The sequence below is a fragment of the Hyphomonas sp. genome, assembly GCF_041689225.1.
In the GTDB taxonomy this organism is placed as follows: domain Bacteria; phylum Pseudomonadota; class Alphaproteobacteria; order Caulobacterales; family Hyphomonadaceae; genus Hyphomonas.
Map to the genome: position 1 here is coordinate 1 of NZ_JBDNGN010000044.1, position 20,686 is coordinate 20,686.

Consider the following 20,686-nt stretch of genomic DNA (forward strand, 5'->3'; position numbering starts at 1 on the left):
AAAGATTATATAGAACGCCCATACACCGAGGCTGCCAAACACCGACATCCCAAGCAGAACCTGGCGGATGGTACGGCCTTTCGAAATTCGCGTGACGAATATTCCGACAAAGGGAGCGAACGCAATCCACCAGGCCCAGTAAAAGATCGTCCAGTCCTGCACAAATCCCGATTTCTCGATCGGGTCGGTATAGGTGATCATGGTGAACATGTTCGAGACCATGTGCCCCAGGCTTTCGGTGCCCATCACCAGGATAAACCCGGTTGGGCCGACAATCAGAATGAATGCCAGGAAGAGCAAAGCCAGCCACAAATTCATGTCGGCGAGGCGCTTGATGCCCTTTTCGAGACCGAGATAAACCGAGACGCAGAAAAGACCGACGCAAACAGCGATCACGATCAGGTCCATGATCGTCGATCGCGTCACACCCGCAAGTTCGGCAACACCTGCCGAAATGACCGGCACCGTCAAAGCCAGCGACGTCCCTGCCCCGCCGATCAAGCCAATCATGAAAATGAGATCGATCAGCTTCCCCCATGGTGAGATCGTACACTTGTCGCCAAGGATCGCGGCGCTGAACCGCAGGTAGGGTACGCCTTTGTTGTAGAATGCATATGCCAGTGCCACCGAGGGAAGCCCGTAGATGCACCAGGCGCTGACACCCCAATGGAACAGGCCATAGCTCGTCGCCCATCGGATGGCTTCGGTTGACCTCGGCTCAACGCCGAAGGGCGGCGTTTCGTAATAATAGGTCCATTCGATACCAGCCCAGTAAAGAAGTCCGCCACCAACGCCTGCGGAAAAGAGCATGGCGACCCAGCTGAGTGTCGAAAAGTCTGGCACATCTTCTTTTGCGCCGAGCTTGATGCGCCCATAGGGACCAAAAGCGAGATAGGCGGCGACAACCATCGCGCCAATCGCAGCCCATTGATAGATGATGCCTAGATTGAGCGCAGTCCAGTCGTACAGCGCCACGATACCGGGTCCGAGCGACTTGCTGAACAGGATCAACGGTACCGACATGAGCAAGGCTGTTGCGACGGCCAGAGAAAAGACCGTTTTGTCGATAGGCTTGCCTGTCATTGGGGGCTCCTGCTCAGTGCATCACAAAACGGCACCATGAAATCATCCGTGGCGCCCACATAGACGCCAAGTTCCTGAATTTTATTCTCACCGGGCACATTGCGCGGCCAGTCTGGCAAGCCGGGTCCGTTAGGATTTCCCGTTCGCGCAAAGTTGGTCCAGTACGCCATCATCGTCTCCGTCAGTGCGTGATCTTCAGCATCGGTTGGGAGCCAATCGTCATGGGTGTTGAACACATATGGGATCTCGGCGCCATGATAGGCGCCATAGGCATCGGCACGCTCCCGCTTGCGCGTGAAGCGATAGAGGTAAGGTCCCCGCCCCTGCACAGCTGACGCTTCTGCAATCCGTTTGGACGGACAATGGAATTGCGACGCTGTCGAGAGGACGTCTGCGATATCGCGTGCGGGACGATCTTCAAACATGGGAAGGGCAAGCAGTGCAGCACGAACATCAGCTGGGTAGTCTGCAGTACCATCAGTTAAGACGTCGGCATCCGCCCCGTCGATATACATCAGCATTTCGTTCAGATTGGTGCCGATCATCACGTCGATATCGGTATTTGTCGCGTCCGTTTTGCGGACCCAATGGCCATCAAGAACAGGCCCGTGATAATAATCCACCCCTGTGGTTTTGTGCAGATCGATAAGATCCTGCCATGGCAGAGCCCGCGCAGTGTCGATACTGTCGATACCGGCCTTCGCGAACATTTCTGCCGCTCGCTCTTTCGCCACTTCAAACGATGGCATGTCGCCGGGTCCAAGCGCGCCGCTCTCCACGATGGCACGCCGAAACAGGCCTTCAGCCTGCGGACTTTTCATGAGGGCATAGATATCAGCCCCGCCGGCCGACTCTCCGAACAAGGTGATATTTCCGGGGTCACCTCCAAACGATTCCGCGTTCTCACGCACCCATTTGGTAGCAGAAATAATGTCGGAAATGCCGTAATTTCCGGCGGGGGTGTCAGCGGTTTCATCAAACGGTATGGGCAGGAATCCGAGCGCTCCCATGCGATAATTCAACGAGACCACAACGACTCCCTCGGCAGCAAGCGCCGAGCCGACATAATTTGGCTCATAGGCCCAGCCATTCACATTGCTCCCGCCATGCACCCAGATCATTACCGGCAGCAGTTCGCTGTCGTCGCGCTGCGGTGTCCAGATATTCAGGTAGAGGCAATCCTCATCCATGTACGTGAGGTCGGGAATGAGGGATGAATCATTCCCGAAACCTTCTGCCACCATGCGATACCAGTCTGGATTACCCTGGCTTTGAGGGCATGCCGGTCCGTACTCTGTCGCGCCCACATTCCCTTGCCGCGGGCTATGTGGTTGCGCCGGACGCCATCGCAAGTCTCCGATGGGTGCTGCCGCATAGGGGACGCCGAGGAATGCTGACACGTCGGAGTCCAGCCGCAATCCAACGAGCGCTTCGCCGCCCGCCGCAGCTCTAGGAGCCTCTTTCGCCTGTTCAGACGACTGAGGCGCACGACAACCAGAAAGGCAATATATCGCGCCAATCGCCAGAATCGCGATGAGCCGCGCGCTTTGCCACATTTGCAATCCTCCCCGTCGGCAAGTCACTTGGGCGGACTTGTCCAGAGTCAGGTTTACGCGCCCATCGAACAGCACGGCAAACGATAAAACATCGCCGATGGATGAATTGCGCTCATGAGCCGGAGGCTCCGGGCGCCGCCATAGCACCATCTATGAGGGGCAAGAGCGTCGGGTCTTCGGAAATCTGCCCCTTAAGCCATTCCTGGAACAGTCGGACTTTGCGGACGTTCATGCGTTCTTTCGGATAGGTGAGAAACCAGTGTCCGATCGTACGAACGCGCCGCTCCGGGAAGATATCGACCAGATGTCCTGCCTCAATATCTTCGTCCACATATGGCTGCATGGCCAGAGCGACGCCCATGCCGCGTGCAGCCATTTTCAGGGCGTGGTCGTAGCTGTCAAAACGGAGCCCGGCATCCGGATCGACGTCGTGAACCTTGTTGGCCTCCAGCCAGACCGGCCAGTCATTGTCAGATGGGTAGACCTGCAGGATCGGATGTCCGGCAAGATCGGCGGGCATTTCCAGCGGTCGCCCATCCGATTGAGCTGTCCCCTTGTAACGCGGGCTGCAGACAGCCAGCATCGTTGGCGAAAAGAGGTATTCATAGTGAATTTCATCACGTCGACGCTGCCCGATCATCAGGGCGAGATCGATACCGTGCTCCGAAAAATCAGCATCTGTCTGCGAAGAATTGACCCTCACCTTAATGTCTGAATGCATCTTCTGAAATGCGTGAAGCCGTGGCATGAACCAGCGGACCGCGAAGGTCGAATACATCTGAACGGTAAGGATATTTTCTTCCTGCGGGCTGAGGAGCTGTTTGGTTCCTTCAGCGATCCGGTCAAAGGCTCTCCTGACGACCGGAAAATAGGCCGCACCGGCATCGCTGAGCTCAACCGCGCGGGGGGTGCGTACAAAAAGCGCGATCCCGAGCTGCTCCTCGAGATGTTTGACCTGATGCGAAATTGCCGACTGGGACACGCTCAACTCATCGGCCGCTTCCCGGAATGATCCGAGCCGCGCAGCTGCCTCAAATGCTCTCAGGGCGGTGAGAGGGGGAAGTTTTCGTTTCATGTTTCTCAATCTGACATGAGATATTTTCAAGAGCTAGAGACGATTTTACCTTTGTCTCTAAGGGCTATCTCGGCCAGTCTGCTTTCATGACAGACAAATCTTCAGATGTCCGACTGGCAGAGGCCGATGCCTTGCGGGCCGCGGGCCACCCCGAACTGATCAAGGCGGCTGACCACATGCTGGCTGGCGCTTTCGGCAAAGCCGAACCGCTATGCCGCATCGTGCTCAAACGCGACCCGCTCGATGTGAACGCCATGCGCCTGCTCGCGGAGATAGGGATGGAGGTGGGGCGGCTTGAGGACGCAGAAGCCCTGCTCGAGCGGGCGCTCGAACTTGCCCCGGACTTTCGCCTGGCGCGCGGCAGCTATGCCAATGTCCTTGGCAGGCGGGGCCGGTTCGAGGCAGCGCTGACCGAACTCGATACGCTACTCGCCGCAGATCCCGCGCATCCAAGCTATCTTGTCTTGAAAGCGAATACGCTGGTCCGGATTGGCGATCATGTAAGCGCCATCGCCATCTATCGCGATGTCCTTTCCAGAGTACCGGCAACGGCAGGCGTCAAGATGAGCCTCGGGCACAGTTTGAAGACGGTCGGACACCAGGAGGAAGCAATCGCAGCCTATAATGGCGCACGTGCGATGCGGGACGATTTGGGGGATGCCTATTGGAGCCTCGCCAATCTGAAGACATTTCGCTTCTCGGGCAGCGATATCGACACAATGCGCAGCGTCGCCGCGCGCGAAAAGATAGATCGCGAAGATTACTATCATCTCGCCTTTGCCCTTGGAAAAGCGCTCGAAGACCGTGGTGAATGCGAAGAGTCGTTCACCTGGTACCGGCGCGGCAATGCGATCAAGCGCCGCCTCATCACCTATAATGCTGATGACAACCATTCGGACATGGCCCGGCTCTCGGAGTATTTCACGCCGGCTGTGTTTGCTGCGAGGAAAAATGCTGGATGCCAGAGCCGCGCACCGATTTTCATTATTGGCCTGCCACGCGCCGGTTCTACGCTGCTCGAACAGATCCTGGCCAGCCATAGTCAGGTCGAAGGCACGCAGGAATTGCCCGATATCATATCCATCGCGCGCCGGATTGCGGACAAGAAACGTGCAGGTGATCCGTCCAATTACCCGAACGGTCTGAGCGATCTCACGGATTCAGACCTCACTGCGCTCGGCGAAGAATACATCGAGCGCACCCGCATTCATCGCACCGATGCGCCCTTTTTCATCGACAAGATGCCGAACAATTTCGCCCATGTTGGCCTGATCCGCCTGATCCTGCCGAATGCGACCATCATCGATGCAAGACGACATCCCCTGGCCTGCTGCTTCAGCGGCTACAAGCAACTCTTCGCCAAGGGCCAGCATTTCACTTATAATCTGACAGATATTGGGCGCTACTACGCTGACTATGTCGGGCTGATGAGGCATTGGCAAAACGTCCTCCCGGCTCGTGTCCTGCATGTCCAGTATGAAGACGTTGTCGCCGATACGGAAACCCAGGTTCGCCGCCTGCTCGATCATTGCGGCCTGCCCTTCGAGGGTGCCTGCCTGCGTTTCTATGAGAACCGGCGCGCTGTTAAGACCGCCAGTTCGGAACAGGTCCGCCAGCCCATCTTCACGTCCGGGCTCGATCAGTGGGAAAATTATGAGCCCTGGCTCACCCCGCTGAAAGCGGCTTTAGCCGAAACGCTGCGAACCTATAAGCAATAGAAATTATTGCCCTCCTGACGCCAGCATGAGCTCCAATTCCGCATAGATGAAGCAGGAAGCAAAACCCGATTACTCCCGAATTCGCAAAGCTCATGAATTCCACTCATGCATCGGTGACAAATGATCTTTTGTCTTCTGGCAGGCGCAAGACTAGCCATTGATCACGGGGTGAACGTCCGCGCGGCTTTTGCGGCGGCGTCCAGACGACCCGGGGAAACGTTCAGGCAGCTTCCGCACCGAAACATCGGGCCAGCTGCACTAGGGAGGAAACAAGATGTCATATCAGATGTGGAACAGCCGACAGCGCCTTCTCGCTCAGGCATCGGCATTCGTAATCGCAAGCGTGGTTGTCACCACTCCGGCCTTCGCGCAGGAAGATAGTGGCGAGGAGGCTTCAACAATGAAGCTCCAAACCGTGACCGTCACAGCGCAAAAGCGTACTGAAAACCTGCAGGATGTTCCCGCCAGCCTTCAGGTGCTTGACGGTTCGCAACTCGCGGCACAAGGCGTCACGAATTTTGAAGACTATGTTGCGCTCCTTCCAAGCGTCTCCTTTGCGGGGCAGGGTCCAGGCAACTCCCAGGTCTTCATGCGCGGTATCTCATCTGGCGGCGATGGCAACAAATCCGGCTCGAGCCCGAGTGTTGCGGTCTATCTCGACGACCAGCCCGTCACCACAATTGGCCGGGTCCTGGATGTCCACATGTATGACATCGCGCGGGTCGAAGCGGTCGCCGGGCCCCAAGGCACCCTTTATGGCGCGGGCTCCCAGGCAGGTACGCTGCGGATTATTACCAATGCACCGAGCAGCGCGGGTTTTGAATCCGGTTATGACTTGTCGGTCGGCACAACCAAGGAAGGAAGCGAAAGCTACTCAGCCGAAGGCTTCGTGAACCTGCCCATCGGTGAGAAGGCAGCACTGCGGATTGTCGGCTGGCACTCCAAAGATGGCGGCTATATCGACAATGTCCCGGCAACCACAAACTTCACCTTCGGCAGTATCACAGTCGACAATGCGCCATTCGTCGAGGAGGATTTCAATACAGAGGAAAACACGGGCGCGCGCGCTGCCCTCGAGATCGACCTCAATGAAAACTGGACGGCGACGGCAAAAGTCATGCACCAGAACCAAAAGACCAATGGTGTCTGGGACCATGACCCGGAAGACATCGGCGATCTCGAAGTGGCGCGTTTCTTTGATGACAGTGGCCAAGACAAATTCACCCAGGCCGGCCTCTCAGTCGAGGGCAAGATCGGCGGACTCCAGCTCACCTATGCCGGATCTTATCTCGACCGCGACGTAGACTATAATGTCGACTATTCTGCTTATGCCGAATACTCCGCCTACATCCCATATTACACATGCTACAGCTCAGGCACGTTGGACGAAGCCACCTGTACCGATCCGCGCATCCAGTATGACAGCGACGACAAATACAAGACGATGACGCACGAGCTGCGCATCCAGAATGACGAGTCCGAACGCCTGCGGTTCATCGCCGGCCTATTCTATCAGGATGCCGAGCACGACTATCTGAACGTCTGGCACATCCCGACCATCCCGGCCAATCGAAGCGTGAATGCCAATTCACAACTCAGCGGATACCCGGATGATGCGTATTTCATTACTGACCAGGTTCGGAATGAGAAGGAAACCGCTATATTCGGAGAGGTGTCCTTCGATTTCAGCAAAAAGCTGACCGGCACATTCGGCGCACGCTTTTTCGAGACGGACAGCGACCTTAAGGGCGCCGTTGGCACCCTCTTCTCAGGCAGCCCGCTTATTGACCTGTCATCAGGGGAAAGCGGTGACGTCTTCAAAGGCAATCTCAGCTACAATGTCACACCCGATGTTCTGGTCTATGTCACCTATTCGGAGGGCTTCCGTCCGGGCGGAAATAACCGCGCCTCAACCTCCAACATACCCCCAGTCTATATGTCTGACCTGATCACAAACTATGAGGCCGGCTGGAAGACGACTTTCTGGGATGGCAGGGCGCGTTGGAATGGCGCCATCTTCAACATGGACTGGGACGATATTCAGATCACCCGCTTCGATCCGGCTGAATCCTTCCTTGGCCTGACAGCGAACGTCGGTACGGCCAGATCACGTGGCATCGAGACGGACTTCTCTGTGCTGGTGTCTGAAGGTTTCCAGATCAACGGGGCCGCATCCTGGATCGAGGCCGAACTGACGGAAGACTATATCCGTAACCTGTCGACCCAAAACGTCGATGCCCCCGCCGGAACGGAGCTCCCGGACATTCCGAAATTCAAACTCGCCCTGACCGGCCGGTACGAATTTGATTTCATGGGCGAAGATGCGTTTGCGCAGGGCAGTTATCGCTATGTCGGCGAACGCTACAATGACCTGTTCGTGGCAGCACGCCAGAAGCAGGACGCCTACTCCATAATCAACGTCTCGACCGGAATTGACCGAGATTCCTGGGGAGCCAGCCTTTATGTAAACAACGTTGCGGACGAACGAGCAGAGCTCAATCGCAACGCCGCGACCTTCGATGAGCGCATTACGACCAATCGCCCCAGAACGATTGGCGTGAGCTTCTACCAGCGCTTCTAGTGTTCCTCCCCTTATCCCCGCTCGTCCCTGATGGGGCGGGCGGGGATACTCAAACGACAGAGTGCCCTGCATGTTTTCCGGCTCATTCTCGCTCCTTCAAGACAAGCGCATTGTCATCACAGCCGGTGCCAATGGCATAGGCCTTTCGATGGCACGCTGCTTTCTCGAACAGGGCGCCACTGTCTGCGTTTGCGACCAGGATGGCACCGCAGTTGCGGCGCTCAGTGGAAGCCATAGTAAGCTTCACGGATTTGAAGTTGACGTCGCCGATCCATCCGCCGTCCAATCATTTTTCGAAGCTTCAGAGCGGACGATGGGCGGACTGGATATTCTCGTGAACAATGCGGGTATTGCAGGCCCTACTGCACTTTGCGAAGAGGTCTCCATTGAAGACTGGCGCCGCACGATCGATGTTGACCTCAACGCCCAATTCTACTGCACCAAGTACGCGATCCCCATGCTGAAGGCGGCTGGCAGCGGCTCAATCGTGATGATGGCCTCCAACGCGGCCCTGTTCGGCTACCCACTGCGTTCTCCCTATACAGCCGCCAAATGGGCGCTGATTGGCCTGACAAAGACCCTCGCGATGGAACTTGGGCCGCATGGAATCCGAGTAAACGCGCTCTGCCCCTGCAGTGTCGAAGGCCCCCGGATTGATGGCGTGATAGAACGCGAAGCTGCCAAGCGCGGTGTGTCTGCCGAAAAGGTGCGGGAGGACTATCAGCGACAAAGTTCCCTCAGAACCTTTGTCAGCCCTGGAGACGTTGCCGCGATGGCCTTGTTCCTGGTGTCAGACCTTGGTGCCACGATTTCCGGCCAGGCGATCGGCGTGGATGGCCACACGGAATCGCTCGCGCAACTTTGAACACAAGGAAAATACGATGAAAGCTGTCTGGTATGAAGCGACCGGCGCCGCACTGGATGTCCTGCAGTTCGGAGATTTGCCTCCGCCTGTCGCAGGCCCGGGAGAGGTCCTCGTCAGGATCAGGACGTCGGGGGTGAACCCGTCCAATGTCAAATCCCGCGCCGGATTGCGGGGGGCCATCCCCTTTCCACGCGTCATACCTCACTCGGACGGGGCGGGAACAATCGAGGCCGTTGGCGAAGGTGTTGACCCGTCCCGGATCGGCGAGCGGGTCTGGATCTGGAATGCTGCCTGGCGCCGCGCCTTTGGAACGTGCTCTGAGCTTATGGCTATTCCAAGCACCCAGGCAGTCCCCCTGCCCGATAATACAGGTTTTGATGCGGGCGCCTGCCTCGGCATTCCAGCGAGCACCGCCTATCATGGCGTGTTTTCCGATGGACCGGTTGAAGGCCAGACGATCCTAGTCACCGGTGGCGCAGGCGCTGTCGGTCACTATGCGATCCAGTTCGCCAAATATGGCGGCGCGCAAGTCATAACGACGGTAAGCGGCGACACAAAAGCTGCCCACGCCAAGACCGCTGGCGCAGATCATGTGATCAATTACAAAACGGAGTCTGTCCACGAGAAGGTTATGTACCTGACGCATGGCGCAGGCGTGGACCGTGTCATCGAAGTCGAATTTGGTGGCAATCTGGCCGAGATCGCCCCGGTCCTGAAAGCCGGCGCCGTTATTGCGACCTATGGCTCGATGGCGGACCCCAATCCAGCCATTCCATTCTATGATCTGATGTTCAAGAACGTCACCCTCAAGATGTATCTCGTCTACCTTCTCAGCGAAGCTGCCCGAAAGCAAACGGTCGAGGGCGTCAATGCTGCGCTCGCGAGCGGCAAGATATCTCATGCCATTGCGAAACGTGTGCCGCTCAAAGAAACCGCGCGAGCGCATGAACTTGTCGAAGCGGCAAGTGAGATGGGCAATATCATCATCGAAATATAGGCCGTCCGTGCAACTCGTCCCCCTTCTCACATTTCGAAACACGCTATCAGCCGTTCAATCCATCGGGGAGACCCCGTTCGGGCATCGGATTACCTACATTATCGGCGATGGCAGCTTCGAGGGCGAGCGCTTGCGCGGTCGCATCCTCCCGGGTGGCGGAGACTGGTTGAACCGTGGATCTGGCGGCCTTGCCCGGCTCGACGTACGCAAGACTTTCAAGACCGACGATGAGGCCCTGATTCATGTGAGTTATACGGGCCTCTACAAATTCAGCGACGGCGTCACTGCCCGGCTCGCTTCCGGTCAGGATTGCCAGTTTGGTGACACGCTTTTTCTTGCGCAAATCCAGTTCGAGACGAGCCACGCACGGTACGCCTGGTTGAATGAAACCCTCGCGATCGGTGAGGGACGTGAGACCCAGGCGGGTGTCGAATACCGCGTTTGCGCAGTCCAATAATTGGGACCGTCTCATTCTCCCTCGCCGCTTACCGCTTTCAAGAAAGACTAACCAGCCTCGCCAGTCGGCAGGAAGGCTTGCGTGCGTGTGCGCAACGCGTCTGGAATAGTGATAGCCTGGCGCGTTGTAAGATCAAAATACACCGAGATGCTCTCCAGGGACGCAGCGATTACCCGCTTCGTGAGATTGTGCAGTTCATAGTCTACCGTGATCGACTTCCCGCCAATTTTTGCCAGTGAACCGCGCACTTCCAATAGGTCGCCCGCAGCCACCTCGTCTTTGTACGCGATTGTGTGTTTCACATCTGCCCATCCGGGCCCACCCGCCGTTCCGGGCGCCCAGCCGAACACTTCACTCAGGAAATGGTAGGAGGCATCATCAAACATCGCCACATAGTGGCGCGTCGTCATGTGCCCCATCACATCACAAAGCCAGGGATGCGCAACGCCTTTGTAGACCATGATCATGCCGATTTTCTCACCAGTGCGGGCTGCGATTGCTTCTTCAGGTTCAGCGTCTTGCGTGCTTCGGACGGAGACTGGGTCGTCGCTCCCATTTTCTCGACGATTGCGCGCGCGCGCTCGACCAGTTGCGGATTCGAGGCTAGCCGCCCCTTCTGCAGGTAAAGATTGTCTTCGAGGCCGACCCGGACATGGCCCCCAAGCAGCGCAGCCTGCGCCACCATGGGCATTTCGTCCACGCCCAGCCCGAAGCCAGCCCAATTTGCGCCTTCGGGGAGATTATCGACCATGGTCATGAAATTGCGCGGTGTCGCTTCAGCGGCCCACCGCACGCCCATGCAGACCTGAAAGAGTGACGGGGAATCCAGCAGCCCCTCCTTTTGCATCTGTTTGGCAAACCAGATGTGGCCAAGGTCGAACACTTCCAGCTCTGGCTTCACGCCAACCTTCTGGAGACGTTTCGCACCAAGGCGCAACATGTCCGGGGTCGACACATAGACATAATTTCCACCCGGATAATTGAATGAACCACAATCGAGGGAGCAGATTTCCGGCAAGAGCGCTTCGACATGTTCCATGCGCTCAATCTGCCCGACCAGATCTGTCTCTTTTTCCAACACAAGTGGGTCCTCATCGGGACCGAGATACAGATCACCCCCCATGCCTGTCGTCAGATTGATAATGACATCGGTGTCGGACTCCCGGATACGATCAACCACTTCGCGATAAAGTGAGACGTCCCGGCTTGGCGCGCCTGTGTCCGGATCTCGCACATGGATGTGCGCAATGGCAGCACCCGCTTTTGCAGCTTCGATTGACGCGTGGGCGATTTCCGTTGGCGTCACTGGAACATTAGGCGAGCGCCCTGCGGTATCCCCTGAGCCAGTAACGGCGCAGGTAATAATGATATTTCGATTCATAAATTAATTTCGATCGCCGAAGCGACCGCCTTTGTTTCGCCGCTAGCTGACCTGCGTAAAGGAGCTCTCTGCGGACATCGAAAAGAACCGCTTGTGCCAAAGCACCAAGTGAGCCCGACACCCCGGCGAGCGGCCTTTGTGGTCTTTTGATTATAGAAAGTTTTAGCCCCTCAAATCAAGCCGATGGTACGCCGTCGCTTCCGCCATGGAGAGAGTGAGGCATCAGGCCGAGACGTTGGGTGTCCGGGCCGGATTGAAGAACAGCGCCTGGCCAATGGCGGCCTTGACCGTATTTTCCTGGAACGGTTTCGGAATCAGGAAGGTCGGCTCGGGGCGCTCGCCGGTAAGCAGGCGTTCGGGGAAGGCCGTGATGAAGATGATCGGCACATCCATCAGCCCGAGAATGTCACGGGCGGCATCGATACCAGACGATCCGTCGGCCAGCTGGATGTCACACAGGATGAGGCCGGGTGGATTGGCTTTGGCCATGTCGACGGCTTCGGACCGCGTGGTGGCATTGCCGGTCACTTCGTGGCCGAGATCGCCAACAAGGCTCTCGAGATCAGCCGCGATGATCGGCTCGTCCTCGATGATCAGCACCTTGGTCTTGAGATCCTGCTCGATATCGCGGTGGGCGGCATTCACGAGTTCGGCATGATCGTCCTCTGACACACCGAGAATATAGGCTGCATCCTTGACGGAGAAGCCTTCCAGGGCGGTGAGGAGAAAGGCCTGACGCTGGATCGGCGCGAGCGCCTGGAGCCGGCGATCGGCTGCGGCGTCCGATACGTCAGTGCCCCCGTCCAACCGCGCGCCGGTGCCGCCCCATATGACATGGAAAAAGCGATAGAGAGCCGTGCGCGGGTCGATTTGGCTGTCGATCTGGTCCGGATCTTCCACAAGGGCTGCCAGAGAGGCTCGGATATAGGCGTCTCCGCTGTCCTGGCTGCCCGTCAGCGCGCGCGCGTAGCGGCGCAGCAATGGCAGGTGGGGGGCGAATTTCTGTACCAAGTCCATAGTAACCCTCTTGATCTGACTCTTCGTTTACAACTCGCTGCATCCGAAAAGGTTGCATGCGCTGCCAAATTAATTGTTTTCTGGTGGAACCAATGCTGTTGCCCGCTGTTGCAGTATGTGAGTTGAACAGCAGGTACCATTCCTTGATCGAATCCAGAGTCCAGCCAATGAACAAAAAAAAACAAGCAGGCCAGCAGAAATCAGATGCTGACCTGAAACGTCGCGGTGCCAAAATTGGGGATCAGCTTCGCCGAATTTATGAAGATGTCGCCAAGGAAGAGGTTCCGGACGAGTTCCTGAAACTGCTGGAAGAGGCGGACAAGAAGAAGTCCTCGAAGCCCTCCGCGTCAGATGAGTGAGGCGCCGACAATGACAGATGATCGCAACAAACTCGACGACGCCACGTTCAAGCAGGAATTGACCGCGCTCATTCCCCATCTGCGTGCCTTTGCCCGCAGCCTGTGCCGCGATGCGTCGCTGGCCGATGACCTGGCGCAGGATGCAATGCTGAAGGCATGGAATGCCCGCGACAGCTTCCTGGCCGGTACGAACATGAAAGCCTGGGCGTTCACGATCCTGCGCAATGCATTCTATTCGGAAAAGCGTCGCAGCTGGCGCCGCCAGCCGCTGGACCCGGAAGTGGCCGAGGCAACCCTGGTGTCCAACAGCAATCCGTCGGACGCGCTCGAACTGCTTGCCTTGCGCAATGCGCTCGCCATGCTGCCCATCGACCAGAAGGAGGCCCTGATCCTCGTTGGTGCGGGCGGTATGACCTATGAGGAAGCGGCAGAAATCTGCGGCTGTGCCGTCGGTACGATCAAGAGCCGGGTTTCGCGCGCCCGCAAGGCGGTGGTCGAGATACTAGAGTCAAATTCCACCGGCTATAATAGTGACTCCGGCATGTCGGCTGAAAAAGCCTTTGACGACATCATGAAGCAAGCGGACGAGATCGCCCGTGCGCCGACAAGCTGAACCCAGCCACCCCCCAACGAATGCGAAGTCAGGATCCCTACGCAAGCGTCTCGTCATGACGCTCGTGGCGGCCCTGACTCCGATCCTGGTGTTGTCTGCCATCTCGGCCTACCTGGACGCCACCAGAGGCATGGACGACCGCCGCGCCAACCTTCTGCTGGTCGCTGACGCGTCCCTGGACGGTGTCGAACAATCGATCAACGAAGCCACACTGATGCTGACCCTGCAACGGGATGACCTGGCGCGCAGGCGCTGCAAGAAAGTGTTCAACATCCTCCAGGACCGCATCGTGCCGCTCGCGAATGTGGCCCGCTTTGATACCGAAGGGGTCGCAACCTGTTCAGCCGCATCTGATCCCGGGTGGTCCCTGCCCGATCCCGAGAACAATGCGCGGCTGAAACGCGGCGAGAAGACGGTGCGCAGCGAGACGTATTTCAGTGACCGGAGTGGCGAGTGGCTGTTTGCCATTCTCATGCGTCTTGAGAACGAAGAGGGTGCGTTTGCAGGGTCTGCAGGACTCGAGCTGCGTACCGAGCAGCTGGCATCGCTGATGCACGCCGACGCGCTGCCAGACGGCGTCGAAGTGGCGCTGCTGGACGACCGCGGCGAATCCTTTGGCAGCAAACGGTTTGCGAAGGTTGATCCCGATTGGGTCTCAAGCGTTGCGAACGCGGAATCGGCGGAACTGTTCGTCCTGACGGCCGAGGACGGCGAGTCGCTCGACGTGGTGATTCAACCCGTGGGCCCGGGCAATGTCTTTGCGGCCATCTCCCGCAAGTCGCCCGGCCTGTGGAGCGATTTCACCTTGCGCCCGGTCAGGTCGATCGGCCTGCCGCTGGTCACCTTCTCGGTGGCCTTGCTGGCGGTCTGGATCGCGATCGATTCCCTCGTCCTGCGCTGGCTGTCGCGGCTGACCCGGACGGTCCGGGTGTATGGCGCCGGTCGCTACCAGTTCAAGGCCGGGGACACGTTCGACAAGGCTCCCGACGAGATCTCCAAACTCGCCCATGCGATGGATGTGATGGCCAAGGATATCGACGAACGCGACAAGGACCTGAAACTGGCCATTGCGAGCCGCGACGAGGCCGTTCGCGAGATTCACCACCGCGTGAAAAATAATCTCCAGATCGTGACCAGCTTCCTCAACCTTCAGGGCCGCCAGCTGCGCGACCCCGAGGCCAAGGCGGCGATCTCAGCCGCGCGCCACCGGATCGACGCACTCGCGATCGTCCACCAGACGCTCTACCAGAACGAACGCCTCGAACAGGTCCGGTTGGAGCCGTTCCTCAGCGTTCTTGTCACGCACCTGTCCGAAGCCCTCGGCATGGACGAATCCCATGTCGAGATCGTCCAGACCTACGCTGACGTGGAACGCCTGGCAGACGATGCCATCCCCATGGCCTTGTTCATCGTCGAGGCCGTAACGAATGCGATGAAATACGCATTCGGGCCCGCCGGCGGCCAGATCCGTATCTCGCTCGGCGTCGACGTGGACGGGACCACTTTGGTTATCTCCGATAATGGTCGCGGATTTGATCCATCGACGACATCCGAAACCGAGAATGGCGGCGGGCTGGGGTCGAAGCTGATGACCGCCTTTTCGCGCCAATTGTCTGCCGAACTGACGGTGGATGCGAGCATAGATTGCGGCTGTCGCGTGACCCTGTTCATGCCCCGGAATGCATAAAGGCAGCGCCCTGCCCGCCCCACCTTGCCTGCCTAAAACCTGGCCTCAATGGAAATGGCGAGGTCCAATGTTTCTCCAGGCTGCAAAAATTTCCAGCCCGGCAGCGGCGGGACCGGCTGCTTCGAAAGCGCCGGTGAGATGTGAGACCGGTTCGACGCAGAAATAGGGCGCATCGGCCGGCTTATAGACCACGCAGTGTTGTGCCCCCCGGAGCGAGGTCACCGAAACCTGCAGGCCGGTCTCCGGCTGGATGATCGTGGCAGTCCCTTGCCAGCCCGCATAGCAGTGATCGAGCTCGGTCCCCGATACCGGACGTGGGCTCCCAAATCTTGTATCGGGAACCGAGCGGTTGGGAAACGAGAAGGCCCTGCCCCAAAGGCGGCGAGGCGCTGGTGGCATCGAATCGGAGCATAGTTTGATCTGTGTACGGAACATTGGGATGTAAGTCGAGCCCGGCAGGCATCGGGCTTGCATCAATATTCCTGAGTGTCAGAGCGAGGCCGATCCCACGTTCGATGACTTTGATCTCCTGAAGGCATTCATAGGCCCATGGCCACCAGCCGGTTCCCCGCAACCGAAGCAAGGCGCGCGAACCATCCGCCGCGACGACGTCCCACGGGCGCAGCCATCCCTCGCCAGGGATCGCATGGGCGTCACCGTCCCAGTTTTTCCCAAGCTGGTAGTACTGGCCCTGAAACGCGAATGCGCCATTGCGGATCCGGTTCGAGAACGGCACGAGCGGAAAACAGGCCGAATCCAGGGCGCTGGCGGCGCCGGAACCGGCATCCGGCCGCAGCACGTCCAGCCCTTCATACGTCGCAGAAATGATCCGGCCGCCGCGTAACGGATCTATCGCGACCGCATAGCCATGCGACGCGAGCTGCAACGCCGGGTGCACGATGTCCGCCATGCCTGCCCGCGGTTCCAGCCTATTCACCCAGACATGTTTCCTTGCTGTCAGCATCTTCGGCAAAACGGACATCGGAGACGGTGCCGGGGCCGGCCACGCGCAGGCTGAAGGGCGATGTCACGGAGTCGAGATCCAGCCCGGTGAAACAGATCAGCGACACGCGGATGTCTGTCCACTCGCCCGCCTTCGCATCGGCGGCGGACAAGACCTGATAGGCGGCGCAGTCTTCGCCCTCACAGCGCATGCCGATTTCGACACGGCCGCTGATATCCGGTTTCAGGGTCACGGCGAGTTCGATGTCGGCATTGGATTCGCGCATATAGTTGCGTGCCTTTCCGTCAGTGAAATCTACGGGGGATTGACCATCGTCGATGGGTGAACAGGAGCGCGTCCTCCTAAGCCCGATGATCCAGGCGCGATTGCGTGACATTGCCTGACATGTGGGCGGTCCAGTCGGCGACAAAACTGCCCTTCTCGAAGAAGGTGCCATTGGCGCGGGCCGAGACGAGTGCCTCGCTGACGGTCTCGTCGAGGTGGGCCACCTCGCCGGGCGCGGCATAGGTGAGGCCGTAACCATAGGCGAACAGGGGATCATAATCGGCATCACCGACATTGAGCGGGGTCTGTTCTGCGCGCCGGGCCCAGGAGAAGGAGAGCTTGCCACGGAAATCGAAGCGCGGCTTGCCTGCGGCTTCGCTGAACAGGAGGTCGGCGATACCGGCGCCCTCGCTGCCCGGCAGCCAGGCCGCGACGAAGGCATCCGACGCGTTGATTTCCGGATTTACCCACATCGGACGGCCCGACAGGAAGACACTGACGACCGGGATGCCGTCAGCTTTCAGCTCTTGCAGGAGCTTCCGCTCTTTCGACCCATCGATATCGTACGCGAGGTGATCAACATCACCACGGAATTCCGCATTCCGATCCTCGCCGAAGACGACGATCGCGACATCGGGCCGGTCTGTCTAGCTGCCGTCCGCACTTTAGGTGACTGCGTCCTCGACCGCTGCGATGCCATCAAGGATGGAATTCCCGTTCGGGAACATATCATTTTCCATACCGCCGCCCTGCCAGGTGAGGGTCCACCCACCGGCCTGTTTGGAAATGCTGTCGGCGCCATTGCCAGCGACGAGCACGTTCGCATCGGGACGAATGGGCAGGATGCCATTCTCGTTCTTCAGGAGAACGAGCGATTCCCCGACGGCCTGACGCGCCACCGAGCGATGGTCGGCTGAGCCGAGGAGGTCTGTGCGGCCAGACAGCGCCCGCTCTGAGGGGCGCTTTTCGTCGAACAGACCGTAATGGAGCTTTGCCCGCAGGATGCGGCGCACGGCATCGTCGAGGCGCGCTTCAGGGATAATTCCCGATTTCACTTGCGCCTGCGTATTGGTGGAAAGCCCGCGCCATCTGTCCGGTGCCATATACATGTCGAGGCCAGCCAACAGGGCTGCGGGGCAATCCTCATTGGTGCAACCATCAAGCTGGGCAATCGCGTGCCTCGGGCCGGTTTCGGTGCTTCATACTTGTAGACCTGCCGAGAGAAGAGCCTTGCCAACCTTGTATTTGGATAGTTAGAGGCTCGAGCCTCTAGTACTTTAGCTTTAAGTGGACAGAATATCAGTGAGCAAGCGCCAACCGATTACAATCAAGGAAGTCGCCGAAGAAGCCGGCGTATCCCAGATGACCGTTTCACGGGTGCTGAACAAGCAGAAGCTCGTCAAGGAGTCGACGCGCCTGCGGGTTGAAGCGGCGATTGCATCGCTCAATTATCGGCCAAACCTGATGGCGCGCGGCCTGGCAGGCGGAAAATCCAAACTCATCGGACTGGCCTATTACAACCCGAGTCCGAGCTATCTCAGCGCCCTCTTGGTCAGCGCACTGAAAGAGTGCCGCGATCTCGGGCATCACTTGGTCATTGAAGACCTTTCGGACATCGAAGGCGTTCTCGACAATTCGGTGATCGTCAAACGCCTGAGCTCCATCCGCCTCGACGGCCTGATCCTCGCCCCTCCGCTGAGCAGCAATCTGGCGCTGCTCAAATTGATGCAGGATATGGGAATTCCGGTTGTCGCCCTCAGCTATCGCGATCCTCAGTCGAACCATTCAAGCGTGGCCTTCGACGATATCGCCGCTGCCTTCACAATGACCGAGCTACTCATCGAAAAGGGGCATAAGCGGATCGGTTTCATTCGGGGACCGCGCGAGCATCCATCCTCCCCCCAGCGCCAGAGCGGTTATGAAAACGCGCTGAAAGCGCACGGAATCCCGATCGACAAGGGCCTGATCTTCGAAGGCGACTTCACCTTCAAGTCCGGCATGCAGCTTGCCGACAAGGTGCTGGACGCCAAGGAACCGCCCACGGCTGTCTTCGCCAGTAACGACGACATGGCCGCCGGCCTCATTGCGGGCACCCAGCGCCGCGGTGTGAAGATCCCGTCAGAGCTGTCGATCGTCGGGTTCGATGACACCGCCATCGCCGCCGCCATCTGGCCGCGCCTGACCACTGTGAAACAGCCCATTGCCGAAATGGCCCAGACCGCTGTCGACATGATTTCCGATATTACCAGCGCCAACTGGAACGGACAGCCTGCGCACGTGACGATTGACACGATCCAGATCATCGAACGCGAAAGCCTCACCACACCGCATTGAATTCCGCGATTGTGTTTGGCGCGCCCTGCCGGGCCCCCGATTGAAGACTTGCGCAAACAAAAACGGCAGGCGGTTCCGCCCGCCGTTTCCAATTGCCGTCTTGGAGTCCTTGCTAGCTTTGGATATCCTCAAGTTCCTTGCCCTTCGTTTCGCGCACGGCCCAGACGACAAAGAAGATCGAGATGAACGCGAAGACCGCGTACACGCCATAGGCGCCCGTGAGCGCGATTGCGGCGCATCCCAGCATCATCGGGAAGGTCCACGTGATCAGGAAGTTCGTAAACCACTGGAAAAAGCCTGCAACTGCCAATCCGGATCCGCGAATCTGGTTCGGAAACATCTCACCGAGCGAGACCCACATGACCGGGCCCCACGAGCCGTTGAAGAATGCGACATAGGCATTCGCCGCCAGAAGGGCGATCGGGCCGATACTGCCGGGCAGCATCATGCGCTCATCGACGAGGCGCGCTTGCGAAAAGCATCGGGCCAGTCGCTCCCGCTGGGCGCGGACTGGATGTACGGGGTTGTCAGCGACGACAGGCCGGGCGGTCCCCAGCTGCCATGGGAAACCGTTCGCGGCTTCACGACGATTCACAACGCGATGGTCTCGCCCCTGACCGGTTTTCCGCTCTATGCCGCCATCTGGTACCAGGGCGAAAGCCATGCAGACCGTGGCATGGCGTACCAGCCTCTGCTTGAACGGCTCGTCAAAAGCTGGAGAGCGTATTTCGGCGCGAACCTACCTGTCGTGATTGTCCAGCCGCCCGGCTATGACGGCATGCCGGACAGTCCCGGGCCGTCTGGCTGGTCCGACATACGCGAAGCCCAGCGGCGCGTTGGGGTGGATGATCCGAATACCGGACTGGCCGTAACGATCGATGCTGGCGATCGGACCGACAGCCATCCGCCCAACAAGCAGCTGGTCGTCCAGCGCATCCTGCATATCCTGGACATTCTCACGGGACAAAGTCAGGGGGCCGAGGATGGTATTGTGCCCGTCGCGTTGTTCGGGATGGAAGCGGCATCTCGCTGGAAATGCCGACCGAACAACTGAAAGTCATCGGGTCTGCATCTCCGATCGCGTTCGAAACCTGCGACGAATCCGGTAATTGCAATTGGGCCAATGCGACCCTGAACGGCACCGTGATCGACCTTATTGTGCCATCGCAGACCAACCCGTCGGAGGTCCGCTACTGTTGGGGCGACGCGCCGATCTGCAACCTGTTCTCTGGCGACGATGTCCCTTCAGATTGGAATTGGAGTGAGTGGCCAACAGGGTGCGACGACCCCCGGGACAGCAGCCCGGCGGTTCTTGATCGACTTGCCCCAACGTAACCACCAGACTCGCGTTGCGCACGACACCCCGCACCGTTGACGAAAGGCTGTCGGACCTGTCCACTTGCACTAAGGCACAGGCGCGGTGCGTGTGCTTGTTGAACAAGCTCAAGACGGTGGCCCCCGACATGACCTCATCCCGTTCTCTCGTGCCCCTGCCCTCCCAGCCAACCGATACGCCATGGCCGGTAGCGGGCTGGCCGGAAGCACCCCCGTCTGGCGACGTCGATTCATCCAACCTGAACAGACTGCTGGACCTCGCCTTCAGCGACCCCGCGCCTGAGGTGATGGGCGAAACCCATGCCTTCCTCGCGGTGCAAGGCGGGCGCATCGTCAGCGAGCGCTATTGGCGCGAATATACGGTCGGCGATACCTATCCGTCCTGGTCGGAAGCCAAGAG

At 58.7% G+C, this 20,686-nt stretch carries 19 protein-coding genes and 3 pseudogenes; 11 read left to right on the forward strand and 11 right to left on the reverse strand.

Features of this window, described 5'->3' with window-relative positions; translation table 11 throughout:
- From ACESNB_RS03545 to gcvA, 3 genes are all read right to left on the reverse strand, one after another.
- Window positions 1–1,083, reverse strand: a 1,083-nt coding sequence (locus ACESNB_RS03545; protein WP_373003926.1) for a BCCT family transporter, incomplete at its 3' end; no start/stop codon positions are given.
- A complete protein-coding gene (locus ACESNB_RS03550) occupies window positions 1,080–2,483 on the reverse strand; it encodes a carboxylesterase/lipase family protein (RefSeq protein WP_373003929.1) in 1,404 nt (467 codons plus the stop codon). The genes ACESNB_RS03545 and ACESNB_RS03550, both read right to left, overlap by 4 nt.
- Before the next feature lie 268 nt (window positions 2,484–2,751).
- The gene (gene gcvA / locus ACESNB_RS03555) at window positions 2,752–3,714 is read right to left on the reverse strand and encodes a transcriptional regulator GcvA (protein ID WP_373003932.1); all 963 of its coding nucleotides are present in this window, start codon (window positions 3,712–3,714) and stop codon (window positions 2,752–2,754) included.
- Window positions 3,715–3,800: 86 nt separating this feature from the next.
- Between gcvA and ACESNB_RS03560 the strand changes: the two genes are divergently transcribed.
- From ACESNB_RS03560 to ACESNB_RS03580, 5 genes are all read left to right on the forward strand, one after another.
- Window positions 3,801–5,432: a sulfotransferase gene (locus ACESNB_RS03560; protein ID WP_373003935.1), complete on the forward strand. Its 1,632-nt coding sequence runs from the start codon at window positions 3,801–3,803 to the stop codon at window positions 5,430–5,432.
- A 400-nt stretch (window positions 5,433–5,832) separates the two neighbouring features.
- Window positions 5,833–8,013: a TonB-dependent receptor gene (locus ACESNB_RS03565; RefSeq protein ID WP_373003938.1), complete on the forward strand. Its 2,181-nt coding sequence runs from the start codon at window positions 5,833–5,835 to the stop codon at window positions 8,011–8,013.
- A 70-nt stretch (window positions 8,014–8,083) separates the two neighbouring features.
- On the forward strand, window positions 8,084–8,878 hold the full coding sequence (locus ACESNB_RS03570) for an SDR family oxidoreductase (RefSeq protein WP_373003941.1): 795 nt from the start codon (window positions 8,084–8,086) through the stop codon (window positions 8,876–8,878).
- A 16-nt stretch (window positions 8,879–8,894) separates the two neighbouring features.
- Window positions 8,895–9,875 (forward strand): NADPH:quinone reductase, encoded by a 981-nt coding sequence (locus tag ACESNB_RS03575; RefSeq protein ID WP_373003978.1) that lies wholly within the window; start codon window positions 8,895–8,897, stop codon window positions 9,873–9,875.
- A gap of 7 nt (window positions 9,876–9,882) precedes the next feature.
- Entirely contained in the window at window positions 9,883–10,332 is a 450-nt protein-coding gene (locus ACESNB_RS03580) for a DUF3237 domain-containing protein (RefSeq protein ID WP_373003944.1), read from the forward strand.
- Window positions 10,333–10,379: 47 nt separating this feature from the next.
- Here ACESNB_RS03580 and ACESNB_RS03585 read toward each other — a convergent pair whose 3' ends face one another.
- The 3 genes from ACESNB_RS03585 to ACESNB_RS03595 all read right to left on the reverse strand — a co-directional run bounded on the left by ACESNB_RS03585 (window position 10,380) and on the right by ACESNB_RS03595 (window position 12,730).
- Complete coding sequence (locus tag ACESNB_RS03585; RefSeq protein ID WP_373003947.1) at window positions 10,380–10,799, reverse strand: acyl-CoA thioesterase; 420 nt, start codon at window positions 10,797–10,799, stop codon at window positions 10,380–10,382.
- Window positions 10,796–11,713, reverse strand: a complete 918-nt coding sequence (locus ACESNB_RS03590) for a 3-keto-5-aminohexanoate cleavage protein (protein WP_373003950.1) — start codon at window positions 11,711–11,713, stop codon at window positions 10,796–10,798. Before ACESNB_RS03590 ends, ACESNB_RS03585 begins: the two co-directional genes overlap by 4 nt.
- A gap of 222 nt (window positions 11,714–11,935) precedes the next feature.
- Window positions 11,936–12,730, reverse strand: coding sequence for a response regulator (locus tag ACESNB_RS03595; protein WP_373003954.1), 795 nt, complete (start codon window positions 12,728–12,730; stop codon window positions 11,936–11,938).
- A gap of 167 nt (window positions 12,731–12,897) precedes the next feature.
- On the opposite strand from ACESNB_RS03595, the gene ACESNB_RS03600 reads away from it, so the two are divergent.
- The 3 genes from ACESNB_RS03600 to ACESNB_RS03610 are packed head-to-tail and all read left to right on the forward strand — an operon-like array spanning window position 12,898 to window position 15,389.
- Entirely contained in the window at window positions 12,898–13,089 is a 192-nt protein-coding gene (locus ACESNB_RS03600; protein ID WP_373003957.1) for a NepR family anti-sigma factor, read from the forward strand.
- Window positions 13,090–13,099: 10 nt separating this feature from the next.
- Entirely contained in the window at window positions 13,100–13,702 is a 603-nt protein-coding gene (locus tag ACESNB_RS03605; protein ID WP_373003961.1) for a sigma-70 family RNA polymerase sigma factor, read from the forward strand.
- A 55-nt stretch (window positions 13,703–13,757) separates the two neighbouring features.
- A complete protein-coding gene (locus ACESNB_RS03610; protein ID WP_373003964.1) occupies window positions 13,758–15,389 on the forward strand; it encodes a sensor histidine kinase in 1,632 nt (543 codons plus the stop codon).
- A 181-nt stretch (window positions 15,390–15,570) separates the two neighbouring features.
- Here the strand turns inward: ACESNB_RS03610 and ACESNB_RS03615 are convergent, their stop codons facing one another.
- From ACESNB_RS03615 to ACESNB_RS03630, 4 genes and pseudogenes are all read right to left on the reverse strand, one after another.
- Window positions 15,571–16,326 carry a hypothetical protein gene (locus ACESNB_RS03615; RefSeq protein ID WP_373003968.1) on the reverse strand — a complete coding sequence of 252 codons (756 nt, stop codon included), beginning with the start codon at window positions 16,324–16,326 and terminating at the stop codon, window positions 15,571–15,573.
- Window positions 16,319–16,789: a putative glycoside hydrolase gene (locus ACESNB_RS03620; RefSeq protein ID WP_373003972.1), complete on the reverse strand. Its 471-nt coding sequence runs from the start codon at window positions 16,787–16,789 to the stop codon at window positions 16,319–16,321. The genes ACESNB_RS03615 and ACESNB_RS03620 overlap by 8 nt, the downstream gene beginning before the upstream one ends.
- A pseudogene (locus tag ACESNB_RS03625) lies at window positions 16,695–17,246 on the reverse strand (glycoside hydrolase family 3 C-terminal domain-containing protein); the annotation flags it as partial. The gene ACESNB_RS03620 and the pseudogene ACESNB_RS03625, both read right to left, overlap by 95 nt.
- 36 nt (window positions 17,247–17,282) lie before the next feature.
- Entirely contained in the window at window positions 17,283–17,789 is a 507-nt protein-coding gene (locus tag ACESNB_RS03630) for a glycoside hydrolase family 3 N-terminal domain-containing protein (protein WP_373003981.1), read from the reverse strand.
- A 130-nt stretch (window positions 17,790–17,919) separates the two neighbouring features.
- On the opposite strand from ACESNB_RS03630, the gene ACESNB_RS03635 reads away from it, so the two are divergent.
- On the forward strand, window positions 17,920–18,951 hold the full coding sequence (locus ACESNB_RS03635) for a LacI family DNA-binding transcriptional regulator (protein WP_373003975.1): 1,032 nt from the start codon (window positions 17,920–17,922) through the stop codon (window positions 18,949–18,951).
- Between the two features lie 112 nt (window positions 18,952–19,063).
- Here ACESNB_RS03635 and ACESNB_RS03640 read toward each other — a convergent pair.
- A pseudogene (locus ACESNB_RS03640) lies at window positions 19,064–19,429 on the reverse strand (MFS transporter); the annotation flags it as partial.
- Between ACESNB_RS03640 and ACESNB_RS03645 the strand changes: the two are divergent.
- Both ACESNB_RS03645 and ACESNB_RS03650 read left to right on the forward strand, forming a co-directional pair.
- Entirely contained in the window at window positions 19,421–20,005 is a 585-nt protein-coding gene (locus ACESNB_RS03645; protein ID WP_373003984.1) for a hypothetical protein, read from the forward strand. The pseudogene ACESNB_RS03640 and the gene ACESNB_RS03645 overlap by 9 nt on opposite strands.
- Before the next feature lie 409 nt (window positions 20,006–20,414).
- Window positions 20,415–20,686, forward strand: a pseudogene (locus ACESNB_RS03650) (hypothetical protein); the annotation flags it as partial.

Bases quoted from the DNA above. Each gene is read 5' to 3' on its own strand.
- ACESNB_RS03595 (WP_373003954.1), bottom strand. From the start codon at position 12,730: ATGGACTTGGTACAGAAATTCGCCCCCCACCTGCCATTGCTGCGCCGC.
- ACESNB_RS03610 (WP_373003964.1), top strand. From the start codon at position 13,758: ATGACGCTCGTGGCGGCCCTGACTCCGATCCTGGTGTTGTCTGCCATC.
- ACESNB_RS03565 (WP_373003938.1), top strand. From the start codon at position 5,833: ATGAAGCTCCAAACCGTGACCGTCACAGCGCAAAAGCGTACTGAAAAC.
- ACESNB_RS03575 (WP_373003978.1), top strand. From the start codon at position 8,895: ATGAAAGCTGTCTGGTATGAAGCGACCGGCGCCGCACTGGATGTCCTG.
- ACESNB_RS03570 (WP_373003941.1), top strand. From the start codon at position 8,084: ATGTTTTCCGGCTCATTCTCGCTCCTTCAAGACAAGCGCATTGTCATC.
- gcvA (WP_373003932.1), bottom strand. From the start codon at position 3,714: ATGAAACGAAAACTTCCCCCTCTCACCGCCCTGAGAGCATTTGAGGCA.
- ACESNB_RS03585 (WP_373003947.1), bottom strand. From the start codon at position 10,799: ATGATCATGGTCTACAAAGGCGTTGCGCATCCCTGGCTTTGTGATGTG.
- ACESNB_RS03605 (WP_373003961.1), top strand. From the start codon at position 13,100: ATGACAGATGATCGCAACAAACTCGACGACGCCACGTTCAAGCAGGAA.
- ACESNB_RS03590 (WP_373003950.1), bottom strand. From the start codon at position 11,713: ATGAATCGAAATATCATTATTACCTGCGCCGTTACTGGCTCAGGGGAT.
- ACESNB_RS03600 (WP_373003957.1), top strand. From the start codon at position 12,898: ATGAACAAAAAAAAACAAGCAGGCCAGCAGAAATCAGATGCTGACCTG.
- ACESNB_RS03620 (WP_373003972.1), bottom strand. From the start codon at position 16,789: ATGGCACCTTCTTCGAGAAGGGCAGTTTTGTCGCCGACTGGACCGCCC.
- ACESNB_RS03560 (WP_373003935.1), top strand. From the start codon at position 3,801: ATGACAGACAAATCTTCAGATGTCCGACTGGCAGAGGCCGATGCCTTG.